Origin of the sequence: Bailinhaonella thermotolerans, from assembly GCF_003594875.1 — a bacterium.
Taxonomy (GTDB): Bacteria; Actinomycetota; Actinomycetes; order Streptosporangiales; family Streptosporangiaceae; genus Bailinhaonella; species Bailinhaonella thermotolerans.
In genome coordinates, this window is record NZ_QZEY01000003.1 from 693,071 (window position 1) to 711,693 (window position 18,623).

Annotated in this window: 15 protein-coding genes; 13 read left to right on the forward strand and 2 right to left on the reverse strand. The window is 74.5% G+C overall.

Going from position 1 to position 18,623, the window contains the following annotated elements:
- The first annotated feature begins 102 nt into the window (after positions 1–102).
- Positions 103–1,383 carry a YncE family protein gene (locus D5H75_RS12355; RefSeq protein ID WP_119926505.1) on the forward strand — a complete coding sequence of 427 codons (1,281 nt, stop codon included), beginning with the start codon at positions 103–105 and terminating at the stop codon, positions 1,381–1,383.
- Positions 1,384–1,516: 133 nt separating this feature from the next.
- Here the strand turns inward: D5H75_RS12355 and D5H75_RS44060 are convergent, their stop codons facing one another.
- Complete coding sequence (locus D5H75_RS44060; RefSeq protein WP_119926506.1) at positions 1,517–6,055, reverse strand: FtsK/SpoIIIE domain-containing protein; 4,539 nt, start codon at positions 6,053–6,055, stop codon at positions 1,517–1,519.
- 302 nt (positions 6,056–6,357) lie between these two features.
- Positions 6,358–6,615, reverse strand: coding sequence for a hypothetical protein (locus D5H75_RS12365; protein ID WP_119926507.1), 258 nt, complete (start codon positions 6,613–6,615; stop codon positions 6,358–6,360).
- Between the two features lie 406 nt (positions 6,616–7,021).
- On the opposite strand from D5H75_RS12365, the gene D5H75_RS12370 reads away from it, so the two are divergent.
- The 12 genes from D5H75_RS12370 (at position 7,022) to D5H75_RS12425 (ending at position 18,618) form a co-directional block, all read left to right on the forward strand.
- Positions 7,022–7,894 (forward strand): hypothetical protein, encoded by an 873-nt coding sequence (locus tag D5H75_RS12370; protein WP_202638068.1) that lies wholly within the window; start codon positions 7,022–7,024, stop codon positions 7,892–7,894.
- Between the two features lies 1 nt (position 7,895).
- Positions 7,896–8,780, forward strand: a complete 885-nt coding sequence (locus D5H75_RS12375) for a hypothetical protein (RefSeq protein WP_242454172.1) — start codon at positions 7,896–7,898, stop codon at positions 8,778–8,780.
- On the forward strand, positions 8,777–10,081 hold the full coding sequence (locus tag D5H75_RS12380) for a TadA family conjugal transfer-associated ATPase (protein ID WP_119926508.1): 1,305 nt from the start codon (positions 8,777–8,779) through the stop codon (positions 10,079–10,081). The genes D5H75_RS12375 and D5H75_RS12380 overlap by 4 nt, the downstream gene beginning before the upstream one ends.
- On the forward strand, positions 10,081–11,139 hold the full coding sequence (locus tag D5H75_RS12385) for a type II secretion system F family protein (protein ID WP_119926509.1): 1,059 nt from the start codon (positions 10,081–10,083) through the stop codon (positions 11,137–11,139). The genes D5H75_RS12380 and D5H75_RS12385 overlap by 1 nt, the downstream gene beginning before the upstream one ends.
- Positions 11,136–12,044 carry a type II secretion system F family protein gene (locus D5H75_RS12390; protein ID WP_119926510.1) on the forward strand — a complete coding sequence of 303 codons (909 nt, stop codon included), beginning with the start codon at positions 11,136–11,138 and terminating at the stop codon, positions 12,042–12,044. Before D5H75_RS12385 ends, D5H75_RS12390 begins: the two co-directional genes overlap by 4 nt.
- An 11-nt stretch (positions 12,045–12,055) precedes the next feature.
- A complete protein-coding gene (locus D5H75_RS12395; protein WP_242454173.1) occupies positions 12,056–12,295 on the forward strand; it encodes a Flp family type IVb pilin in 240 nt (79 codons plus the stop codon).
- Positions 12,296–12,340: 45 nt separating this feature from the next.
- A complete protein-coding gene (locus D5H75_RS12400; protein ID WP_119926512.1) occupies positions 12,341–12,895 on the forward strand; it encodes a TadE family protein in 555 nt (184 codons plus the stop codon).
- A 14-nt stretch (positions 12,896–12,909) separates the two neighbouring features.
- Positions 12,910–13,305, forward strand: coding sequence for a TadE family protein (locus tag D5H75_RS12405; protein WP_202638069.1), 396 nt, complete (start codon positions 12,910–12,912; stop codon positions 13,303–13,305).
- Positions 13,302–13,871 (forward strand): Tad domain-containing protein, encoded by a 570-nt coding sequence (locus tag D5H75_RS12410; protein ID WP_242454174.1) that lies wholly within the window; start codon positions 13,302–13,304, stop codon positions 13,869–13,871. Before D5H75_RS12405 ends, D5H75_RS12410 begins: the two co-directional genes overlap by 4 nt.
- A gap of 72 nt (positions 13,872–13,943) precedes the next feature.
- Positions 13,944–16,790: a BTAD domain-containing putative transcriptional regulator gene (locus D5H75_RS12415; protein WP_119926514.1), complete on the forward strand. Its 2,847-nt coding sequence runs from the start codon at positions 13,944–13,946 to the stop codon at positions 16,788–16,790.
- Positions 16,791–16,921: 131 nt separating this feature from the next.
- The gene (locus tag D5H75_RS12420) at positions 16,922–17,590 is read left to right on the forward strand and encodes a hypothetical protein (protein ID WP_147425128.1); all 669 of its coding nucleotides are present in this window, start codon (positions 16,922–16,924) and stop codon (positions 17,588–17,590) included.
- On the forward strand, positions 17,587–18,618 hold the full coding sequence (locus tag D5H75_RS12425; RefSeq protein ID WP_119926516.1) for a hypothetical protein: 1,032 nt from the start codon (positions 17,587–17,589) through the stop codon (positions 18,616–18,618). Before D5H75_RS12420 ends, D5H75_RS12425 begins: the two co-directional genes overlap by 4 nt.
- Positions 18,619–18,623: the final 5 nt, after the last annotated feature.

The window sequence follows — 18,623 nt, forward strand, 5'->3', positions numbered from 1 at the left end:
CACATCTGCCTACCATCCAGTAACAAAGTTTGAAAACGATGATTTTCAAGCTGTGTGCGTCTAGACCTCCTCTCCCCCCATCCCCCCGACAGGAGTACGGACATGCGAGCCTCCCCCGCCACGCGCCGGCGCCGAGCCCTGCTCGGCGCCGCCCTCGCCGCCGTGATCGCCGGAACCCTCGTCACCCCGGCCGCGCACGCCGTACCCGCGCCCGCCGCCGTACCCGCGCGCGCCGCCGCCCTCCAGGAGGTGCTGCTGGTCGGCAACAACTGGGAAGGCACCGCCGACGTGATCAGGTCGCGCGGCGACTTCGCCAAGATCGGGCGGATCAACCTCATCCCCGACAAGCACCAGCGGCTCCTGGAGATCTACACCAACCCGGTGCGGCTGGCCTACTTCCTCGGCATCCGCGAGACCGTCGGCGAGGGGCACGACCAGTTCACCGACGACCTCTACACCACGCCGGACGGCTCGGCCATCGTCGTCTCGCGCCCGAGCTTCGCCGACGTCGTCTCCATCGACACGGCCACCGGCGCGCTCAGGTGGCGGTTCGCCGTGTCGGGATACCGCGCCGACCACATGGCCCTCTCGCCCGACGGGGCCCGGGTCGCGGTGTCGGCCTCCACCGGCAACACCGTCCACGTGCTCGACGTCGGCACCGGCCGGCAGCTCGGCTCGTTCCCCACGGGCGACAAGCCGCACGAGAACGTCTTCACCCGCGACGGCAAGATCTGGAACATGTCCATCGGCGAGGTCAACAACGACTTCGACGCGCCCTGGCAGGACTTCCTCAAGGGCGACCGCAGGATCACCATCGCCGACGCCAGCACGTACCAGGTCGTCAGGACCGTCGACATGCGGCAGCGCCTCGACGCCTTCGGCCGCCGGGACATGTCCGACGCCGTACGGCCGGTCGCCTTCACCCCCGACGAGTCCAAGCTCTACTTCCAGGTCTCCTTCTTCAACGGCTTCTTCGAGTACGACATCGCCACCGACAAGATCACCCGGATGAAGACGCTCCCGGAGAACCCGGACACCTCCGACGACCGCACCACGTTCGTCAACGACTCCCGCCACCACGGCCTGTCCATGAACCCGGCGGGCACCAGGCTGTGCGTCGCCGGGACCATGGACGAGTACGCCACGGTCGTCGACCGCGCCACCCTCCAGGAGGGCCCGCTGGTGCCGGCCGCCAAGCCGTACTGGGCCACCGTCAGCGGCGACGGCGCCGCGTGCGTGATCTCCGAGAGCGCCGCCGACCGGGTCACCGCCATCGACTTCGCCACCGGCAACAAGATCACGTCGGTTCCCGTGGGCGACCACCCGCAGCGCGTCCGCCTGGGCCACCTCCCCGCCGGCTGGACGGGCCCTGCCCGGGGCTGACCTTCCCGGCCCGGGGCTGACCTTCCCATCCCGGGGCTGACCTTCCCGGTGGCCCGCCCCCCGGGCTCCCGCGCCGATCACCTGCCCCCGGCCGGCGCCGCGACGCCGGCCGGGGGCGGCCGGTTTCCGGGGCTCAGTCGGGCAGCGCCGCCTGGATCGGGATGAGGGTCCCCAGGTGGACGAGCAGCCCCCGGCCCGCCGGGCCCCCGCCCGCGTTGCGCGGGAGCCGTACGTTGAACAGGTCGCCGTCGGTGGGGCTCTGGACCGACAGGAGCAGGCCCGTCCGGGCCTTGCGGGCCTCGGCGACGAAACCCCGGTAGGCCGAGGCCAGGTCGCCCGTGGTGCCCGCGATCAGCAGCCCGTGCTCCGCGTCGCGGCCCGTCCGCAGGACGTCCTCCAGGGCCTGCCCGAGCGGCGAGTCGGGGGAGATCAGCTCCGCGTCGTCCACCACGACCACGTAGCGGGCCAGCCCCGACGTGAGCGCGGCCAGGTCCTCGCGCGTGGCGTCGCCCGGCAGGACGCCGACCACCCCGTCGGCCGCGCCCAGGTCGCGCAGGGGCGAGCGGCGCGGCGTGACCGCGATCACCGGGACGCCGCGCCCCGTCAGCGACCGCACGGCCGTGACCAGCGCCGACGACCGGCCCGAGCGCGCGGGCCCGCCGATCACGCAGCCGGGCCCCTGGGACAGCAGGTCCACGCCGTACGGCGCCAGCTCGTCCCCGCCCGCGCCCAGCAGCGCCCACAGGGGCGAGGGCGGGGAGAAGTCCGGGTCCAGCGCCAGCGCCTGCGCCGCCGTGACCCGGATCGGGAGCGCGTCCACGCGCAGCGGGCGCAGCCCGCGCGGCGGGCGACCGAAGCACTCCTCCGAGGACCGCGCGAGCGCCTGCAGCGCGCTCACCTGCGCCGGGCCCGACGGGTCCGGGTCAAGCAGCACGATCTGGCTCTCGACCAGCCCGGACGCGCCCATCGCCACCACCCGCCCCGGCGGCTGGCGGGTGGGCATGCTCTTGATCGGGATCCCGAGCAGGCCGGCGTCCGTCGGGTCGGCCAACCGCAGCAGCAGCCGCTCGTCGAAGACCGTGGACACGTGCCCGAGCAGCCCCGACCGGTCCGAGGTCACGATCGCCCGCAGCCCCACGGCCGGGCCCTCCCGCAGCAGCGACAGCAGCGACTCGATGAGCCGCCCGTAGTCGTACGGCTCGAACGCGGCGACGTACCCCTCCCACCGGTCCAGCAGGAGCAGCATCCACGGCATGCGCTCGGTCCCGCCCGCGGCCCGCGCCTCCGCCAGCGAGGCGTACCCGGCCTCGGCGAGCACCTGCTGCCGCCGCCCCACCTCGGTCCGCAGCCGCGTGATCAGCCGTTCCACCCGGTCGAGCTGGTCCCGGGTCACCACCGCGCCGCAGTGCGGGAGCGCCACCAGCGGCAGCAGCGATCCCGACCCGCAGTCGATCGCGTGCAGGTGCACGTCCGCCGGCGAGGCCGTACGGGCGATCGACCCGGCCAGGGACCGCAGCGCCGTGGACCGCCCGGTCCGCGTCGTCCCGGCGATCAGCACGTGCCCGCCGGAGGCCGGGTCCAGCACGAGCGGCCGCCGCGTCTGCGCCCACGGCATGTCGGTCAGCCCGTACGGCAGCGCGGGCACCTCGTCCACCCCCGGGTTGTACGGCCGCGCGGGCCCGAGGTCGGCGAGGACGACGCGCTCGGGCAGCGGCGGCAGCCACGGGCTGGGCTGGCGCTTGATCCCGAGCTGCACGGCCGCCGCGCGGATCGCGTCCACGAGCACGGCCAGGTCGGTGACCATGGACTCGTCGGCCGCGTCGTCCGAGGCCGGGCGGGGGAGGGGCTTGCCGAGGGCGGGCCAGGGGAGCGGGACGACGTTCAGCGGCGCGGCCTCGACGGTCCCGCCCGCCGACCGCCGCCCGCCGATCCGCGCCGTCTGCACCGCGACCGCCTTGGACGCCCCGGACTTCACGTAGCAGCGCCCGGGCGTGGACTTGGAGATGTGCGCGGCGTCCGACTGCCCGATCACGTCGGCGGACTCGGCCGCGTCGGTGACGCGCAGCGCGATCCGCAGCGAGGTGTTCGCCTGGATGTCGGCGGTGACCACGCCGCCGGGCCGCTGGGTGGCCAGGATCAGGTGCACCCCGAGCGACCGGCCCCGCCGCGCGATGTCCACGAGCCCGGTCACGAAGTCCGGCAGCTCGGACACCAGCGCCGCGAACTCGTCGATGATCAGCACGAGCCGGGGCAGCGCGGGGAGCCCGCCGCCGCGCCGCGTGACCCGGGCGGCGTCCCGCAGGTCCTGGTAGTCGTCGATGTCCTTGGCGCCCGCCTCCAGCAGCAGCCGCTCCCGCCGCCGCAGCTCGGCCGCCAGCGACTCCAGCGCGCGTTCGGTCAGGTGGCCGTCCAGGTCCGTCACCATGCCGACCGTGTGCGGCAGCCGGGCGCAGTCCTTGAACGCCGACCCGCCCTTGTAGTCGATCAGCACGAACGTCATCTCGTCCGGCCGGTTCGCCACCGCCAGCGACGTGATCAGCGTCTGCAGCAGCTCGGACTTGCCCGCGCCGGTCGTCCCCGCGATCAGCCCGTGCGGCCCGTCCACCCGCAGGTCGACCGTGAAGATCCCGTCCGCCCCGATGCCGATGGGGACCGAGGTCGTGCGGCCGCCGCGCCGCCACCACGAGGCGATCACGTCGGCGGAGGGGTCGGCCAGGTCCAGCAGGTCGAGCAGCCGCGCCGCCTCGGGGATCAGCGCGTCGCCGTCCGCCCGGCTCACGTCCCGCACCGGCGCCAGGGACCGCGCCAGCCGGTCGCACCAGGCCGGGCTCACCTGGTCGGCGAGCACCCGCCCCAGCGCGTCCAGCCCGCCGCCGCGCAGCCGTACCGAGCCCTCGTCGTCGATCGTGGCGACGGTCGCGCACTCCTCGGGCAGGAGCCGCTGGTCGTCGTCGATCGCCACGGTGTAGACGCCCACGTGCGGGCCCTGCCGCAGCACCTGCGGCATGCCCGGCAGCGCCCGCAGCACCTGCGCCCCGTCCAGCACCACCAGCACGTTGTATGGACGATCGTCGTACGCGGCGAACGCCGTGCCCTCCTCGGCGGCGAACGGGGAGCGCCCGAACGGGCCGCCGGTCAGGGACGCCTCCTCGCGCTCTCCCCGCCGTTCGGCGATCTTGGCGACCAGCTCGGACACGCGCTTGGCGGCGGCCTCGGGGTCGGCCCCGACCAGGGCCACGCACTCCTCGCCGTCGCGGGGGCTCGCGTGCGGCAGCCACCGCACCCAGTTCCACTCGGCGGGGCCCTCGGCGCTCGCCGACAGCACGACGATGGCCAGGTCGCGTGGGCTGTGCAGGACGGCGGCCTGCCCGATCAGCCAGCGGGCCAGCGCCCGCGCCCGCCGCCGGGGCCCGGTGAGGCCGACCACGCCGAGCCGCTGCATCGCCAGCGCGACGGGCACGGCGTGGGAGGTGGGCAGCTCGGGCACGACGGCGTCGGCCGGGGCGCCGCGCTCGGGGACCAGCTCCAGGTCGGCGGGCAGGTCCGCGAGCCCGACGCGCAGCCGCAGGGTGTCCCCGTCGTGGATGCGCCGCTCCCACAGCCGCCGCCGGGGCCCGGTCGCGGTCAGCAGCACCTCGGCCGGGTCGGGGGAGTTGGCGCGGCGCTCGGTCTCGTCCACCTTCTGGGCGCGTTCGAGGCGTTCCTCGAAGGCGGCCAGCCGCTCGCGGTACTCCTTCATCGCCTGCCGGTGCTTCTTTTTCCCGTGCCGGCGGTCGCTCCACCACTGCCCGATCATGATCATCGGGGTCATGAGGGCGAAGAGCAGGAAGTACCAGGTCTTCATGGCGAACGCGAGCCCGACCCCGAGCACGGCGGGCAGGAACGCGGCCAGGAGCTGGAGCCGCATCCCCTCCGGCCGCTTCGGCTCGATCGGCACCTCCAGCCGCCGCTGCCGGTCCGGCGGGCGCAGCCGGGGCGGCCGGTTGTAGGCCAGCCCGCCGTCCGGCAGCCGGTCCAGGTGCGCGTCCGCCGCCTCCGGGTGGTGCAGCGTCAGCACGGACGAGCCCGCCTTCAGCACGCCCCCAGGCAGCCACTCCGCCTTCTCCTCGACCGCCTCCCCGTCCAGCGTGACCGCCGCCCCGCCGGCGGGCTCCACGCGCACCCCCTCCGGCGTCACGCGCACGGTCGCCGCCACCGCCGGGAGCGCCGGATCCGGTACGGCTATCGCCGCGCTCGGGCCCGAGCCCAGCACCGCCGTACCGAACCCGAGGCGGTGCACGGCGCCGGCGGCGGGGCCCGAGCTGACGCGCACCTCGACGGTCCCGGCGGGCTCGCCCTTCACGGTCGCCGCGGCCCCGCGCCGGTCCAGCGCCACCAGGTCCCCGTCGCGCAGCGCCTGCGAGATCCGGGCGGCCGGGTCCAGCGGTCTGCCGTCCAGCCAGATCACCGGCGCGGCGGGCTCGGTCAGCCGCTCCGCGGAGTACGGCCGCCGCGCGTGCCGCCCGGCCTGCCGCGGCCTGGGGAGCTGGAGTACGTCGGCGAGCTGCTCCTTCGGAGTGCGCAGGGTGTGCTGGAGCGCCACCGCCAGCCCCGCCACGGTGGACCCCTCGTCACCCTCGACGACCACGTCGTGCGCCCCCTGGGGGGTCAGTGCCGTGAGCGTGATCCGCATCGCGGAATCTCCTCGCTGGCTACGGCTCAACGTCGCCGCAAGCGTAATTACGTTTCAGCCCCCCGAACACCCTTTTCGCGCCACCGTCTCGCATGATCGCCACAATGCGTCGCGATCGCTGCCCCTCCGCACCCGAACCGGAATCCTCCTCGCGGTACGGCTGTCGCCCGCCCCCGCCCGGGGCCCTTCGCGCCGGACCCCGCCGTGATCCCGCGGTTTCACGCGCAGCCTGCCGTGCACGTCCTGTGCCGCGCGCACCCTGTGCCGGAAACCGCAGGAGCACGGCGAAAGGGCGGCCGATGTCAGGGGGTGGGGAGTTTGGGGGGCGGCGCCTTCTTGTGGCGGGCCTCCAGTTCGCCGGTCTTCTCCTCCAGGAGGTCGGCGTAGGCGTGGACTTCGGAGGCGAGGTCGGCGAGGTTGGCGGCCGCGCGGTGCAGCCTGCCGTACACCTCGGTGGTGATCTGTGCCGTCACCTGCTCGGCCGCGAGGGCGCGGCGGCGCGTCCGGCGGTCTGCCCGCCATCGCCGCGCGGCGTCGCGCAGCCTCTGCCACCTGCTCATGAGATCAAGTCTGGCATATTTTGAACGAGTTCAGGGAGGGCGCTCCCGCTTTCGGTACTCGGTAACACTCTGGTTACATCCCCACCCCTCGCCGTTCACTCCTCGTGAGGCTGAAGTCGCTCCTGATAAATCGGATGAAACCGGTATGGGACGCAATTCGGTAAGCCAGCGTTCCCGTTCTGCCTGCGGGTTTGTCGATTCGGTTGACCGTAACCCTGAATTAGTGACATGAGGATTGTCAGGAGAGGGCTGTCGGGGCGGTAAGGCTCGGCTGGGGCTTTATTGACGGATCTGTGGCGGGGAGACGAGCATGGAACGCCGCCGTCCCCCCACGGCGTACCTCTCAACGTGCACATAATGGCGTGAAATCCGCATAAGCCTGCGTCCGACTCTGGAGCCCCCACCGATGAGGACACGCGAGCAGTCCCGCGACACCCGCACGTCGCGACCGGATACCCAGACCACGGCGCAGCGCGGGCTCTCCGGGCCCGCGTCCCGAAAGCTCCCCGTCCCCCCGCGCGAGCGCAAGCCGGCGCTGGCGGCCCTGGCCGTGCTCCTCATCCTCGGCGGCGCCCTCGCGACCACCTGGCTCGTGATGCGCAGCGGCGACCGCGTGTCGGCGATCCGCATCACCCAGAAGATCGGCGCGGGGCAGCCCATCACCGAGCAGGCGATGGAGGAGGTGCAGATCGCGGACACGGGCATCGAGTGGGTGGCCTGGTCGGAACGGTTCAAGGTGGCCCGGTCGTACGCCGCCGTGGACCTGGTGCCGGGCACGCTCTTCACGAACGCGATGGCGCGGCAGACGCCGGAGTTCGGGCCCGGCCGGGCGATCGTCGGCCTCGCGCTGAAGCCCGGCCAGGTGCCCGGCGACATCCAGCGCGGCGACCGGGTGCAGATCATCTACACCCCGGGCGAGGGCCGGAGCGCCCAGCAGGGCCGCCTGCTCGCCTCCGGCGCCCTCGTGGACCAGATCCTCTACACCGCCAAGGGCGGCGGCGCGTCCCTGTCCGTGGTCGTGGACGCCGCCCAGGCCCCGGTCATCGCCGGTCACTCCTCGCGCGGCGAGGTCTCGGTGGCCGAGGTGCCCGCCGGGGCAGGCGCGGGCACGGCCCCCGCCCCGGCCGAGTCCGACGCCCCGGCCCCGCCCGACCCCGGCGCCTCCCAGCAGCCCCCGCCGGCCTCGAACCCCCCGGGCCAGAACCAGGGCCAGAACCAGGGACCGGGCCAGGGGCAGAACCAGGGCCGCACCCCGGGCCCCGGGCAGGGGGGCAACTGACGTGGCGCTGATCGCGCTCGCCGCCGACAAGGGGGCACCGGGCGTCACGACCGTGGCGACGGCGCTCGGCGCGGTGTGGCCCCGGGCCGTGCTGCTCGCCGAGTGCGACCCGGCCGGCGGCGACCTGGTCTACCGCCTGCCCGGCATCGACGGCGGCGTCCTCAACCCCGCCAAGGGCCTGCTCAGCCTGGGCGCGACCGCCCGCCGCGGCCTGCACCCCGAGCAGATCTGGGAGCACACCCAAAAGCTCGTCGGCGGCCTCGACGTCCTCGTGGGCCTGACCAGCGGCGAGCAGGCCGCCGGGCTCACCTGGCTGTGGGGCCCGCTCGGCAAGGCGATGGCCGCCATGCCCGACGCCGACGTGCTCGCCGACTGCGGCCGCCTCGGCGCGCACCCGCAGATGAACGAGCTCCTCTCCGAGGCGTCCATCGTGCTCCTGCTCGCCCGCGCGAACCTCGACCACGTCGCCCACCTGCGGGAACGCATCAGCGCCGTCGCCCGCGCCCTGACCGAGCGCAACCGCGTCACGCCCGCCCAGATCGGCGTCGTCGTGATCGCCGATCCACGCCAGTACCGTGGCTCGATCGACGAGGTGCGCCGCATCGTCACGGCCTCGGCCGAGTCCACGCGCGTGCCCGTCTCCGTCCTGGGCGGCATCGCCCACGACCCGAAGGGCGCGGAGATGCTGCGCGGCCAGTGGGGCGGGCGGCTGGACCGCTCCCTGCTCATCCGCACGGCCCGTGAGCTGGCCGGGCGCCTCGCGGGGCGGCTCGCCGCGCAGGCCCAGGAACAGGCGCGGCAGGCGCAGGCCGTACAGCGGACGGGCCCGCGCGTGCCGCCGCCGCCCGCGCCCCAGTTCGACCCGCCGGCGGGGGTGAACGCGTGAACGTCGACCACACGCTCGTCAAACGGTTCCGCCAGGAGGTCGGCGACCGCCTCGCCCACCAGCGCCGGCTCGACGCCGCCTCCGGCATCCCCCCGATGACCGGCGAGGACGAGCGCCAGTTCGCCCGCGCCCTGATCGCGCAGGTGCTGGAGGAGCACGCCAGGAACGAGATCGGCTCGGGCCGCACCCCGCCCAACGCCGAGGAGGAGGAGGCGCTCGCCTCCGGCATCCACGCGGCGCTGTTCGGCGTCGGGCGGCTGCAGCCGCTGCTCGACGACGCCGAGGTCGAGAACATCGACATCAACGGCTGCGACCGGGTCTTCGTGGGGTACGCCGACGGGCGCGAGGTCATGCACGAGCCGGTGGCCGAGTCCGACGAGGAGCTGATCGAGCTGGTGCAGATCCTCGCGGCCTACAGCGGCCTGTCCAGCCGCCCGTTCGACACCGCCAACCCCCAGCTCGACCTGCGCCTTCCCGACGGGTCCCGGCTCTCGGCCGTCATGGACGTCACGATCCGCCCCGCCGTCTCCATCCGGCGCGCCCGGCTGGGCAAGGTGTTCCTGTCCGACCTGGTCGGCAACGGCACCCTCAGCCCCATGCTCGGCCGGTTCCTGGCCGCCGCCGTCGCCGCCCGCAAGAACATCATGATCGCCGGGTCTACGAACGCCGGGAAGACCACGCTCCTGCGGGCCCTCGCCAACGAGATCCCGCCGCACGAGCGCCTGATCACCGTCGAGCGCGCGCTGGAGCTGGGGCTGGACCAGTTCCCCGAGCTGCACCCCAACGTGGTCGCGTTCGAGCAGCGCCTGCCCAACTCCGAGGGCCAGGGCGAGATCTCCATGGCCGAACTGGTCCGCCGCTCGCTGCGCATGAACCCCTCCCGGGTGATCGTCGGCGAGGTGCTGGGCGACGAGATCGTGACCATGCTGAACGCGATGACGCAGGGCAACGACGGCTCCCTGTCCACCATCCACGCGAACTCCAGCATGGAGGTCTTCAACCGCATCGCGACGTACGCCCTCCAGGCCGAGGAGCGCCTGCCCATCGAGGCGTCCCACATGCTCATCGCGGGCGCCATCGACTTCGTGGTCTTCGTCGAGAAGCACAACGACTACGCGCGCGGCGGGCGGCTGCGCCGGTTCGTCTCCAGCGTCCGCGAGGTCACCGGCTGCGACGGCCGCGTGCTCTCCTCCGAGGTGTTCGCGCCGGGCCCCGACGGCGGCGCCATCCCGCACGCGCCGATCTCCTGCCTGGACGAGCTGGCCGAGTACGGGTACGACCCGGGTCCCGGAGGCTGGTGATGATCTCCACCGAGCTCGCCACGCTGATCGCCCTCCTCGGCGGCGCGGGGGTCGGCGGCGGCCTGTTCCTGCTGGGCCTGGCCATCCGGGGCGTACGGCCCAAGCCCGCGGCGCCCGGCGGCGGACGGCGCTCCGAACTGCTGCGGCGGCTGTCCACGCGCACCGGACTCGGCGTCATCATCGGCTCGATCGTGCTGGTCGTGACGCGCTGGCCGGTGCTGGCGGGCGGCGCCGTGCTCATGGTGATCGCCTGGCACGGGCTGGTCGGCGGCGCGGCGGAGGAACGCGCGGCGATGCGGCGGCTGGAGGCGCTGGCCGCCTGGACCGAGTCGCTGCGGGACACGATCGCGGGCGCGGCCGGGCTCGAACAGGCCATCCCCGCCTCGATCCGCGCCGCCGCGCCCTCGCTCCAGCCGCACCTGCGCACGATGGTGGACCGCCTGCACACCCGCATGCCGCTGCCCGACGCGCTGCAGCGCTTCGCCGACGAGCTCGACGACCCCTCCGCCGACCTGGTCGTGGCCGCGCTGATCCTCAACGCCCGGCTGCGCGGGCCCGGCCTGCGCGACGTGCTCGGGGCGCTGGCCGTGTCCGCCCGCGAGGAGCTGGACATGCGCCGCCGGGTCGAGGCCGAGCGGCGGGCCACCCGGCGCAGCGTGCAGATCGTCGTCGGCTTCTCGCTGGCGTTCGCGGCCGGCGTGATCATCATGAACCGGTCCTACGTCGAGCCGTACGACGACCTGATCGGGCAGATCGTGCTGATCGGCGTCGGCGGGCTCTACGGCGCGGGGTTCGCCTGGATGCGGCGGCTGGCCAAGTTCACCAAGCCCGAACGCCTCCTCCAGACGGCAGCGGCCCAGCAGGTGCCCGCGCCGCGCCAGTCGCCGGAGGCCGCCGCGCCGCCGCCGTTCGGCCGGGTCCTCCAGTCCACCAACGGCGCCGGCGTCGGAGCCGACGCCGGCCGGCCCGGACGTCCGGGAGGTCCAGGGGGTCCGGGAGGTCAGGACGGTCCGGGCGGCCCCGGCGGTCTCGGCGCCACGAAGGGAGACGCGCGATGACCGAGGCGCTGCTGGCGGGAGCCGTACTCGGCCTGGGCCTGTTCCTGCTCAGCCGGGCGCTGTTCCCCAACCGGCCCGGCCTGGCCGCGCGCCTGTCCGCGCTGGACGCCGCCCGGCAGGGCCAGGAGTCCCGGGTCAGCGTGATCACCACCGACGAGGAGGTCAGCGAGTTCCGGCTGCGCCTCGGCGAGCGCATGGCCGCCTTCTACGAGGCGCGTGGCTGGGAGGTCAGCTCGATCCGCGCCGACCTGGCCATCCTCGCCCGCTCCTTCGAGGGCTTCCTCGCCACCAAGCTCCTGCTCGCCGCCTCGGCCCTGCTCGCCGTGCCGATCTTCAGCGCCTGGCTGCTGCTGATGGGCTGGGGCACCTCGCTCACGTTCCCGCTGTGGATCGCGCTCCTGCTCGCCCTCATCTTCTACCTGCTCCCCAACGTGCAGGTACGGCGGGACGCCCGCGAGCGCCGCCGCGACTTCCGCCACACGGTGGGCGCGTTCCTCGACCTCGTGGCCATGAACCTGGCCGGGGGCCGGGGCGTCCCCGAGGCCCTGATGACGGCCTCCACGATCGGGGACGGCTGGGCCATGCTCCGCATCCGCGACGCCCTGGCCAACGCCCGCATCGTCGGCATGACCCCCTGGCAGGCCCTCGGCCGCCTCGGCGAGGAGGTCAACGTGGACGAGCTGCGGGACCTGTCGAGCGCCCTGGGCCTGGTCGCCGACGACGGCGCCAAGGTGCGGGCCTCCCTGACCGCCCGCTCCGCCACCATGCGCCGCCGCGAGCTGGCCGAGGTGGAGGGCCAGGCGGGCGAACGCTCGCAATCCATGCTGGTCGCCCAGCTCCTGCTGTGCGCCGGCTTCCTGATCTTTCTCGGTTACCCGGCAGCCGTCATGCTCATGGGCGCTTGAGGAGACCCGTCATGAATATGTTCCCCTTCAACACCCCCCAGGGCCTGTACCTGGAGGCACTGCTGCGGACCCGCGTCCACCGCGCCCGCACCGCGCCCACCCGCGGCGCCAGCGCGGTCGAGTGGGTCATCATCACCGCCATCATCGCGGGCGTGGCGATGGCCCTCGCGCTCCTGATCAAGCAGCTCGTGGAGGACAAGTCCAACGAGATCAAGGGCGAGTTCGGCAAGGGCGGCGGCAACGCCAAGTGACCCGCCTGACCGCCTGACGCCGCGCCGAACGTGAGGAACGCCGCGATGCGCTCGCCGAAGCCCGCGCCCGGGACCGGCCGGCCCCGGGCCGCCGGGCCGCGCCCGCGCGCGCCCGAGGCCGCCCGCGCCCGCCCCGCCGTCCCGGCACGGCGGGCCCGCGGCGCGATCCCGGGCCGGTGGCGGCGGGGCGACCGGGGGGTGACCGTGGTCGAGCTGGCGTTCATCATGCCGGTGGTGCTGGCGATCATCCTGCTGATCATCCAGTTCGCGCTGTGGTTCCACGGCCGGCAGGTGGCCGACGCGGCGGCGCGCGAGGGGGCGCGCGTGGCGCGGTCCATGGCGAGCGGGCAGGGGTGGGACGCGCAGGCGGAGGAGCGGGCCGAGAGCGTCGCGCGCGCCATCGGTCCCAAGCTGCTGGAGAACGCCCAGGCCGACGCGTGGGAGGAGGGGAACTCGCGCGGGGTGACCGTCACCGGCGACGCCGTCGCGGTCGTGCCCCTCTTCGGCGAGCTGAACATCCAGATCACCGCCACGTTCGGGGGTCCCGTGGAGTGCTTCAGGCCCGACGTGGGGGAGGGGGTCGCGTGCGAGGCCCCATGAGGGAACGCGGGTCGATGACGACCGAGGCCGTGCTGCTGGCGCCGGTCTTCCTCGTCTTCATGCTGTTCCTGGTCGCCGCCGGGCGGATCGTCGAGGCGCACGGCGAGGTCGCGGGGGCCGCGCGGGACGCCGTGCGAGCCGCCTCGGTCCAGCGCGACCAGGCCCAGGGCCAGGCGGCGGCCGAACAGGCGGCGCAGGCCGCCCTCCAGGACTCGTGCGCGAACGGGCCGCGGGTGGAGGTCGAGTTCCAGGCCGCAGAGGGGGGCGAGGGGCTCGCGGGCGGCCTGGCCGAGGCCGCGGTGACCTGCACGATCGACCTGTCCGTGGTGTCGTTCCTGGGCATCGAGCCGCAGAAGGAGATGTCGGCGAGCGCGGTCGCGCCGCTGGAGCAGTTCCGGAGGATGAAGTGACCCCCGGCCCGGTCCCGCCCGGCCCCCGCCCGGCCCGGCCGCACGCCCCCACCAGGGCGCACGTCACCGCCCGCTCGTACGGCGCCGCCGGGCCGTACGGCGCCGCCCGGAGGCGCGGGGAGCGGGCGGCGCGGCCGTACCGGATGAGCCGGGATCGCGGGTCGATGTCGGTGTTCGTGGTGCTGTTCTCCGTCGCGGTGTTCTTCATGGCCGGGCTGCTGGTGGACGGCGGGGCGGCGATCAACGCGCGGCTGCGGGCGGCGGACATCGCCGAGCAGGGGGCGCGGGCGGGGGCGGACCAGATCGACGAGGAGCACCTGCGGGAGACAGGGAACCTGCGGATCCTCGACGGGGAGGCGTGCGCGAAGGCCGAGGAGATCGTCAACGCGCACGACGAGGCCAGGGCCGAGATGACCGGATGCGACCAGGCCGCCGACAGCGTCACCGTCACGGTGACGGTGACGGGGAACTCGCTGTTCCTCGGGCTGCTCGGGTTCGCGACGTACGAGATGGAGGGCGCGGCCACCGCCGGGCCCAACCAGGGGACGCAGGGGGTCGCGCCATAGAGCCATCGGGAATGGACGCTGGCCATCGGCTGATCGAAAGCGCAGTGTAGACGTCGAGGAGAAGGGACAGGCATGCCGCCGCCTCAGCCCGTACGCATCAAGCCCGGCCGCAGCCCCGCCGACGTCGGGGTCGGGCTGCTGGCCGTGCTCGCGCTGGCGGGGCTCATGGTCGGCGTGCCGTACGCCCTGATCAGGTTCTTCGGGCTGCCGGACGAACTGCCCACCCTGGACATGCTCACGCGGCAGGTGGGCGCGAGCACGGTGATCGGCATCCTCGTCGTGCTCGTCTGGCTGGCCTGGCTCCAGCTCGCCCTGTGCGTGATCGTCGAGCTGTACGCCGGGATCCGGCGCGTGGGCATGCCCGCGCGCGTGCCGCTGTCGGGCACGCCGCAGGCGCTCGCCCACCGCCTGGTCACCGCCGCGCTGCTGCTGTTCACCGCCTCGGCCGTGGTGATACCGATCGTCCGCACGCCGGGACCGCCGCCGGTCAAGCCGCAGATGACGACGTCGGTGCCGGTCACGACCCCGTCCGCCCCCGCGCCGGTGACCCCGCGCGTGTCGCTGGACGCGGTGGCCGAGACGAAGAAGGTCTACGTCGTGCAGCCCCCGCACGGGCGGCACCACGAGAGCCTGTGGGAGATCGCCGAGAAGTGCCTCGGGGACGGGCGGCGCTACCCCGAGATCTACCGGCTCAACAAGCACAAGGAGCAGCCGGACGGCACGAAGCTGCGCATCGCCGACCTGATCCGGCCCGGCTGGGTCCTCGACATGCCCGCCGACGCGATCGGCGTGCACATCGTCCCCGCCGACGAGAAGCGCCGCGAGACGCTGAAGGACCACCGCGGCAAGCCCGCCGAGCTGGACGGGCGCACCCAGACCGCCAGGCCCCCGGCGATCAGGACCGACTCCGACCGGCTGGAGCCGGCGCGGCCCGGCGAGCCCGCGGTCAACGGGAAGCACGCGGTCAACGGGAAGCACGCCGCGCAGCCCGCCGTGCGCCAGGTCGACCCCTACCAGGAGCCCCCGGTCACGCAGGCCCCCGCGCCCGCCGAGGAGGCCCGGGGCCTGGAACTGCTCGACTACCTCGCCGCGTCCTCCCTGCTGGCCGCCGGGCTGCTCGCGGCGCTGGGCAGCCGCCGCCGCGAACAGCTCTGGACCCGCGCCTTCGGCCGCCGCCTGCCCCGGCCGGAGGGGGACGCGGGCGTCGCCGAGATGGCGCTGCGGATCGGCGCCGACGCCCCCGGCACCCGCATGCTCGACCTGGGCCTGCGGTACCTCGGCCGCGACATGGCCATGCTCGGCCGCACCCCCCCCACGATCTACGGCGTGCACCTGTCCGCCGAGAGCCTGGACCTGTGGATCCACCCGGCGGAGCGCATCGCCCCCGCCCCGTGGACCGCGCACGACGGCGGCCAGGTGTGGCGGCTGCCCGCGACCGAGGGCCGGGGCCTGGACGAGGCGGCGGTGGCGGGCGTGCTCGCGCCGTACCCCGGCCTGGTCTCGCTCGGCTCCAACGAGGCCGGGCGCGTGCTCGTGGACCTGGAGGCCGCGCACGGACTGATCAACATCCGGGGGCCGCGCCACGCCACCACCGCCGCGCTCGCCGCGCTGGCCGCCGAGCTGGGGACGAACCGCTGGTCCGACCACATGCGGATCACGCTGGTCGGGTTCGGCGACGAGCTGACCGCGATCGCCCCCGACCGCATCCGCGCCGTGGCCACGCTCCGCGAGGCGCTGCCCGAGCTGGAGGCGCGCGCGCAGGACGTCCGGGCCGCGCTGGCCGCGTTCGGCGCCGACTCCGTCCTGACCGGCCGCAGCAGGGGCGTGTACGGCGAGGCGTGGATGCCCCACTACCTGCTGTCCGCCGTCCCGCCGACGCCGGAGGAGCAGGAGCGGCTGCTCGCGCTGGCCCGCACCGGCACCCGGATGGCCGCCGGATACGTCGTCGCGGGCGAGGTCCCCGACGCCACCTGGGTGTGGGAGGTCACCCCCGACGGCCGCGCCCGCATCGACGTGCTCGGCTTCGACGTGGAGGCGCAACTGCTGCCCCGGCGGCAGTACGACGCGGTGGTGGACCTGTTCACGACCGCCGCGCTCACCGAGGGGCCGCGCCTGTCGCCCGACGACGAGTTCACCGGGCCCGCCGCCGCCCAGCTCGCGCCCGCGTTCCGCCCCTCGGCCGAGGTCCGGGTCCTGGGCGCGCCCGAGGTGGCCACCGCCCACGCGATCGAGGAGGGCCGGCTGCCGCTGGCCACCGAGCTGGTGGTCTACCTGGCCACCCACCCCGGCGGCGTCCACCCCGTCGTGCTCGGCGGGGCGCTGTGGCCGCGCGGCGGGCAGGCCTCGGTCCGCGACGCCACGATCGCCCGCGTCCGCGACTGGCTCGGCCGCGACTCCGCAGGCCGCCCCAACCTGGTCGTGGACGAGGCGGGCCGGCTGCGGCTCGGCCCCGAGGTCCGGGTGGACTGGCAGATCTTCCGCGAACTCGTGCGCCGCGCCCGCCGCAACCCCGCGAGCGAGCCGGCGCTGCTCGACCAGGCCCTCGGCCTCGTGCGCGGCCCGCTGCTCGACGGCCGGCCGCCGGGCCGCTACGCCTGGCTGGCCACGGACGAGCTGGAGTTCGACGTCACCGCCCGGGTGGCCGACGCCGCGCACCGCCTGTGCGAGATACGGCTGGCGCGCGGCGAGGCGGCCGGGGCGCTCGCGGCGGCCCGCGCGGGCCTGCTGCTGGCCACCGACGACGAGGCCCTGTGGCGCGACCTGCTCCGCGCGGCCCACGCCACCGGCGACCGCGCCCGCCTGACCGGCGTGGTCGAGGCGGTGCGCCGCCGCTCCGACGCCTTCCCCGGCGGGATCGCCCCGGAGACCGAGGCCCTCATCGACGAACTGCTGCCCGCGTGGCGGCTCCAGGCCATATGACCCGGGTCTTACCGGGGCCGGTCATGCCCTCTGCGCATAACAGTAGGTGGGGAATGCGGCAGATCGCTACGATCACAGACGTTGACAACTCTTGTGGCATAAAGGGCCTATCTGCTCAAAGGGGCAGGCTGATGCGTCGCCGGACAGAGCTTGTCGGGGGCCTGCTGTTAGCCCTGCTCCTCCCTGCCACCGCCGCCTGCGGATCGGACGGCCCGAAAAAGCCGTTCCAGCCCGCCGGTGAGAACCCCCAGGCCGCCGCCACCCCCGCCCCGGGGCGGCCCGGCTCGACCGCCGCGCCCGGCTCCGCCGTACCGGCCGGCGTGGAGACGATCGAGATCGCGCCGGGCCTCAGCGTCCTGTACGGCCCCGCGCCCGGCGAGCCCGAGCACGCCGCGATCGCGGCGGCGTACCGCGACTTCTACGTCGGGGTCTACCGCGCCGTCGTGACCAAGGGCGCGGACCGCGCGTGGCGCGAGGCCGTGGCCGACAGCGACCGGGGCATCGAGACCAAGGCGAGGCTGGCCCGCACCATCCCGCAGGACGCCGTCGAGGGCTTCTCGCCGGGGGACCGCGGCTCGGTGCGGCTCACCAGGCTCGCCGTCGAGAGCGTGTACCAGGGCAAGGGCGCCGCGCTCGCGGTGTGCGTGGACCGGCGCGGAGTCCGCCCGGGCCCGACCGCGGGGAAGCGGGCCCCGGCGAGCCGCGCGCTCGTGGCCCTGGCCAAGGGACAGGACGGGCGGTGGAGGGTCAGCACCTTCCGGCCCCACCCGAACGAACAGGCGAAGGAGTGCCTGCGATGAGGCGTCTGCTGATCGTTGCCGCGGGGGCGGCACTGCTGGGGGCCGTCACGGTGCCGGGGGCCGCGTCCCTGGCGGCGTCGGGGTCCGCGCCGGCCGCGCCGCAGGCGGCGGCGACCCAGCCGCCGGGCGGCGGCGGTTCGCAGAACGGGAAGGACGTCACGGTCTGGGTGCACGACTCCCAGGTCAGGTTCTCCGGCAGCGGCTACAAGGGCGGCCGGGGCGACGGGTACCGCCCGCCCGCCTGCTGGCACGAGCCGGGGCCGGACGCGCGGGAGTACCTCGACCAGCGCAAACGCTTCCAGAAGGACTGGCTCGACGGCGCGACACCCGAGGAACGCGCGGAGTGGGAGAAGCGCGTCGAGGAGTGGTCGGGCAAGCTCGACGAGAAGGGCCGCTGGTGGATGCCCGCCTTCAACGCGGCCGACCGCGCCAGCGACGCCTGCCGCGAATCGCTGACCGCGGTGTGGGTCCCCGACGGGCAGGCCCCGCCTCCCACCGGCATCACCATGGAGACCCTCGCCCGGCTGGCGCGCGGCGCGATGACCGTCCCGGACCCGCAGATCGGGCTGAGCCCCGGCGGCAAGAGCTTCGTCAACCTGCCCACGCACGTCTGGCTGGAGAACATGCCGGCGAGCGAGCGCCGCAAGTCCGTCACCGCCTCCATCCCGGGCATGAGCGCCACGGTGGTCGCGAACCTCACCAAGTTCAAGATCGACCCCGGCGCCCCGGCCACGCGGGTCCGCCACACGCCGGAGTGCGAGGCGCCCGGTCAGCCGTACACCCGGGGCGCGGAGTTCACCTGCGGCGCCCAGTACCTCCAGGCCTCCATCGACCAGCCCGACAAGGTGTACGTCCTGACGGTGACCACCGAGTGGGAGGTCAGCGGATACGGCGAGGGCGCCCCTCCCGGCGGCGGCGACGGGCCCGACCGCTTCTTCGACTTCAGCCAGCTCGAGAACGTCGTCGTGACCGCCTCGATCGACGTGCCGGTGCACGAGGTGCAGAGCACCGTGGAGCGGCGCCCCTAGAGCGC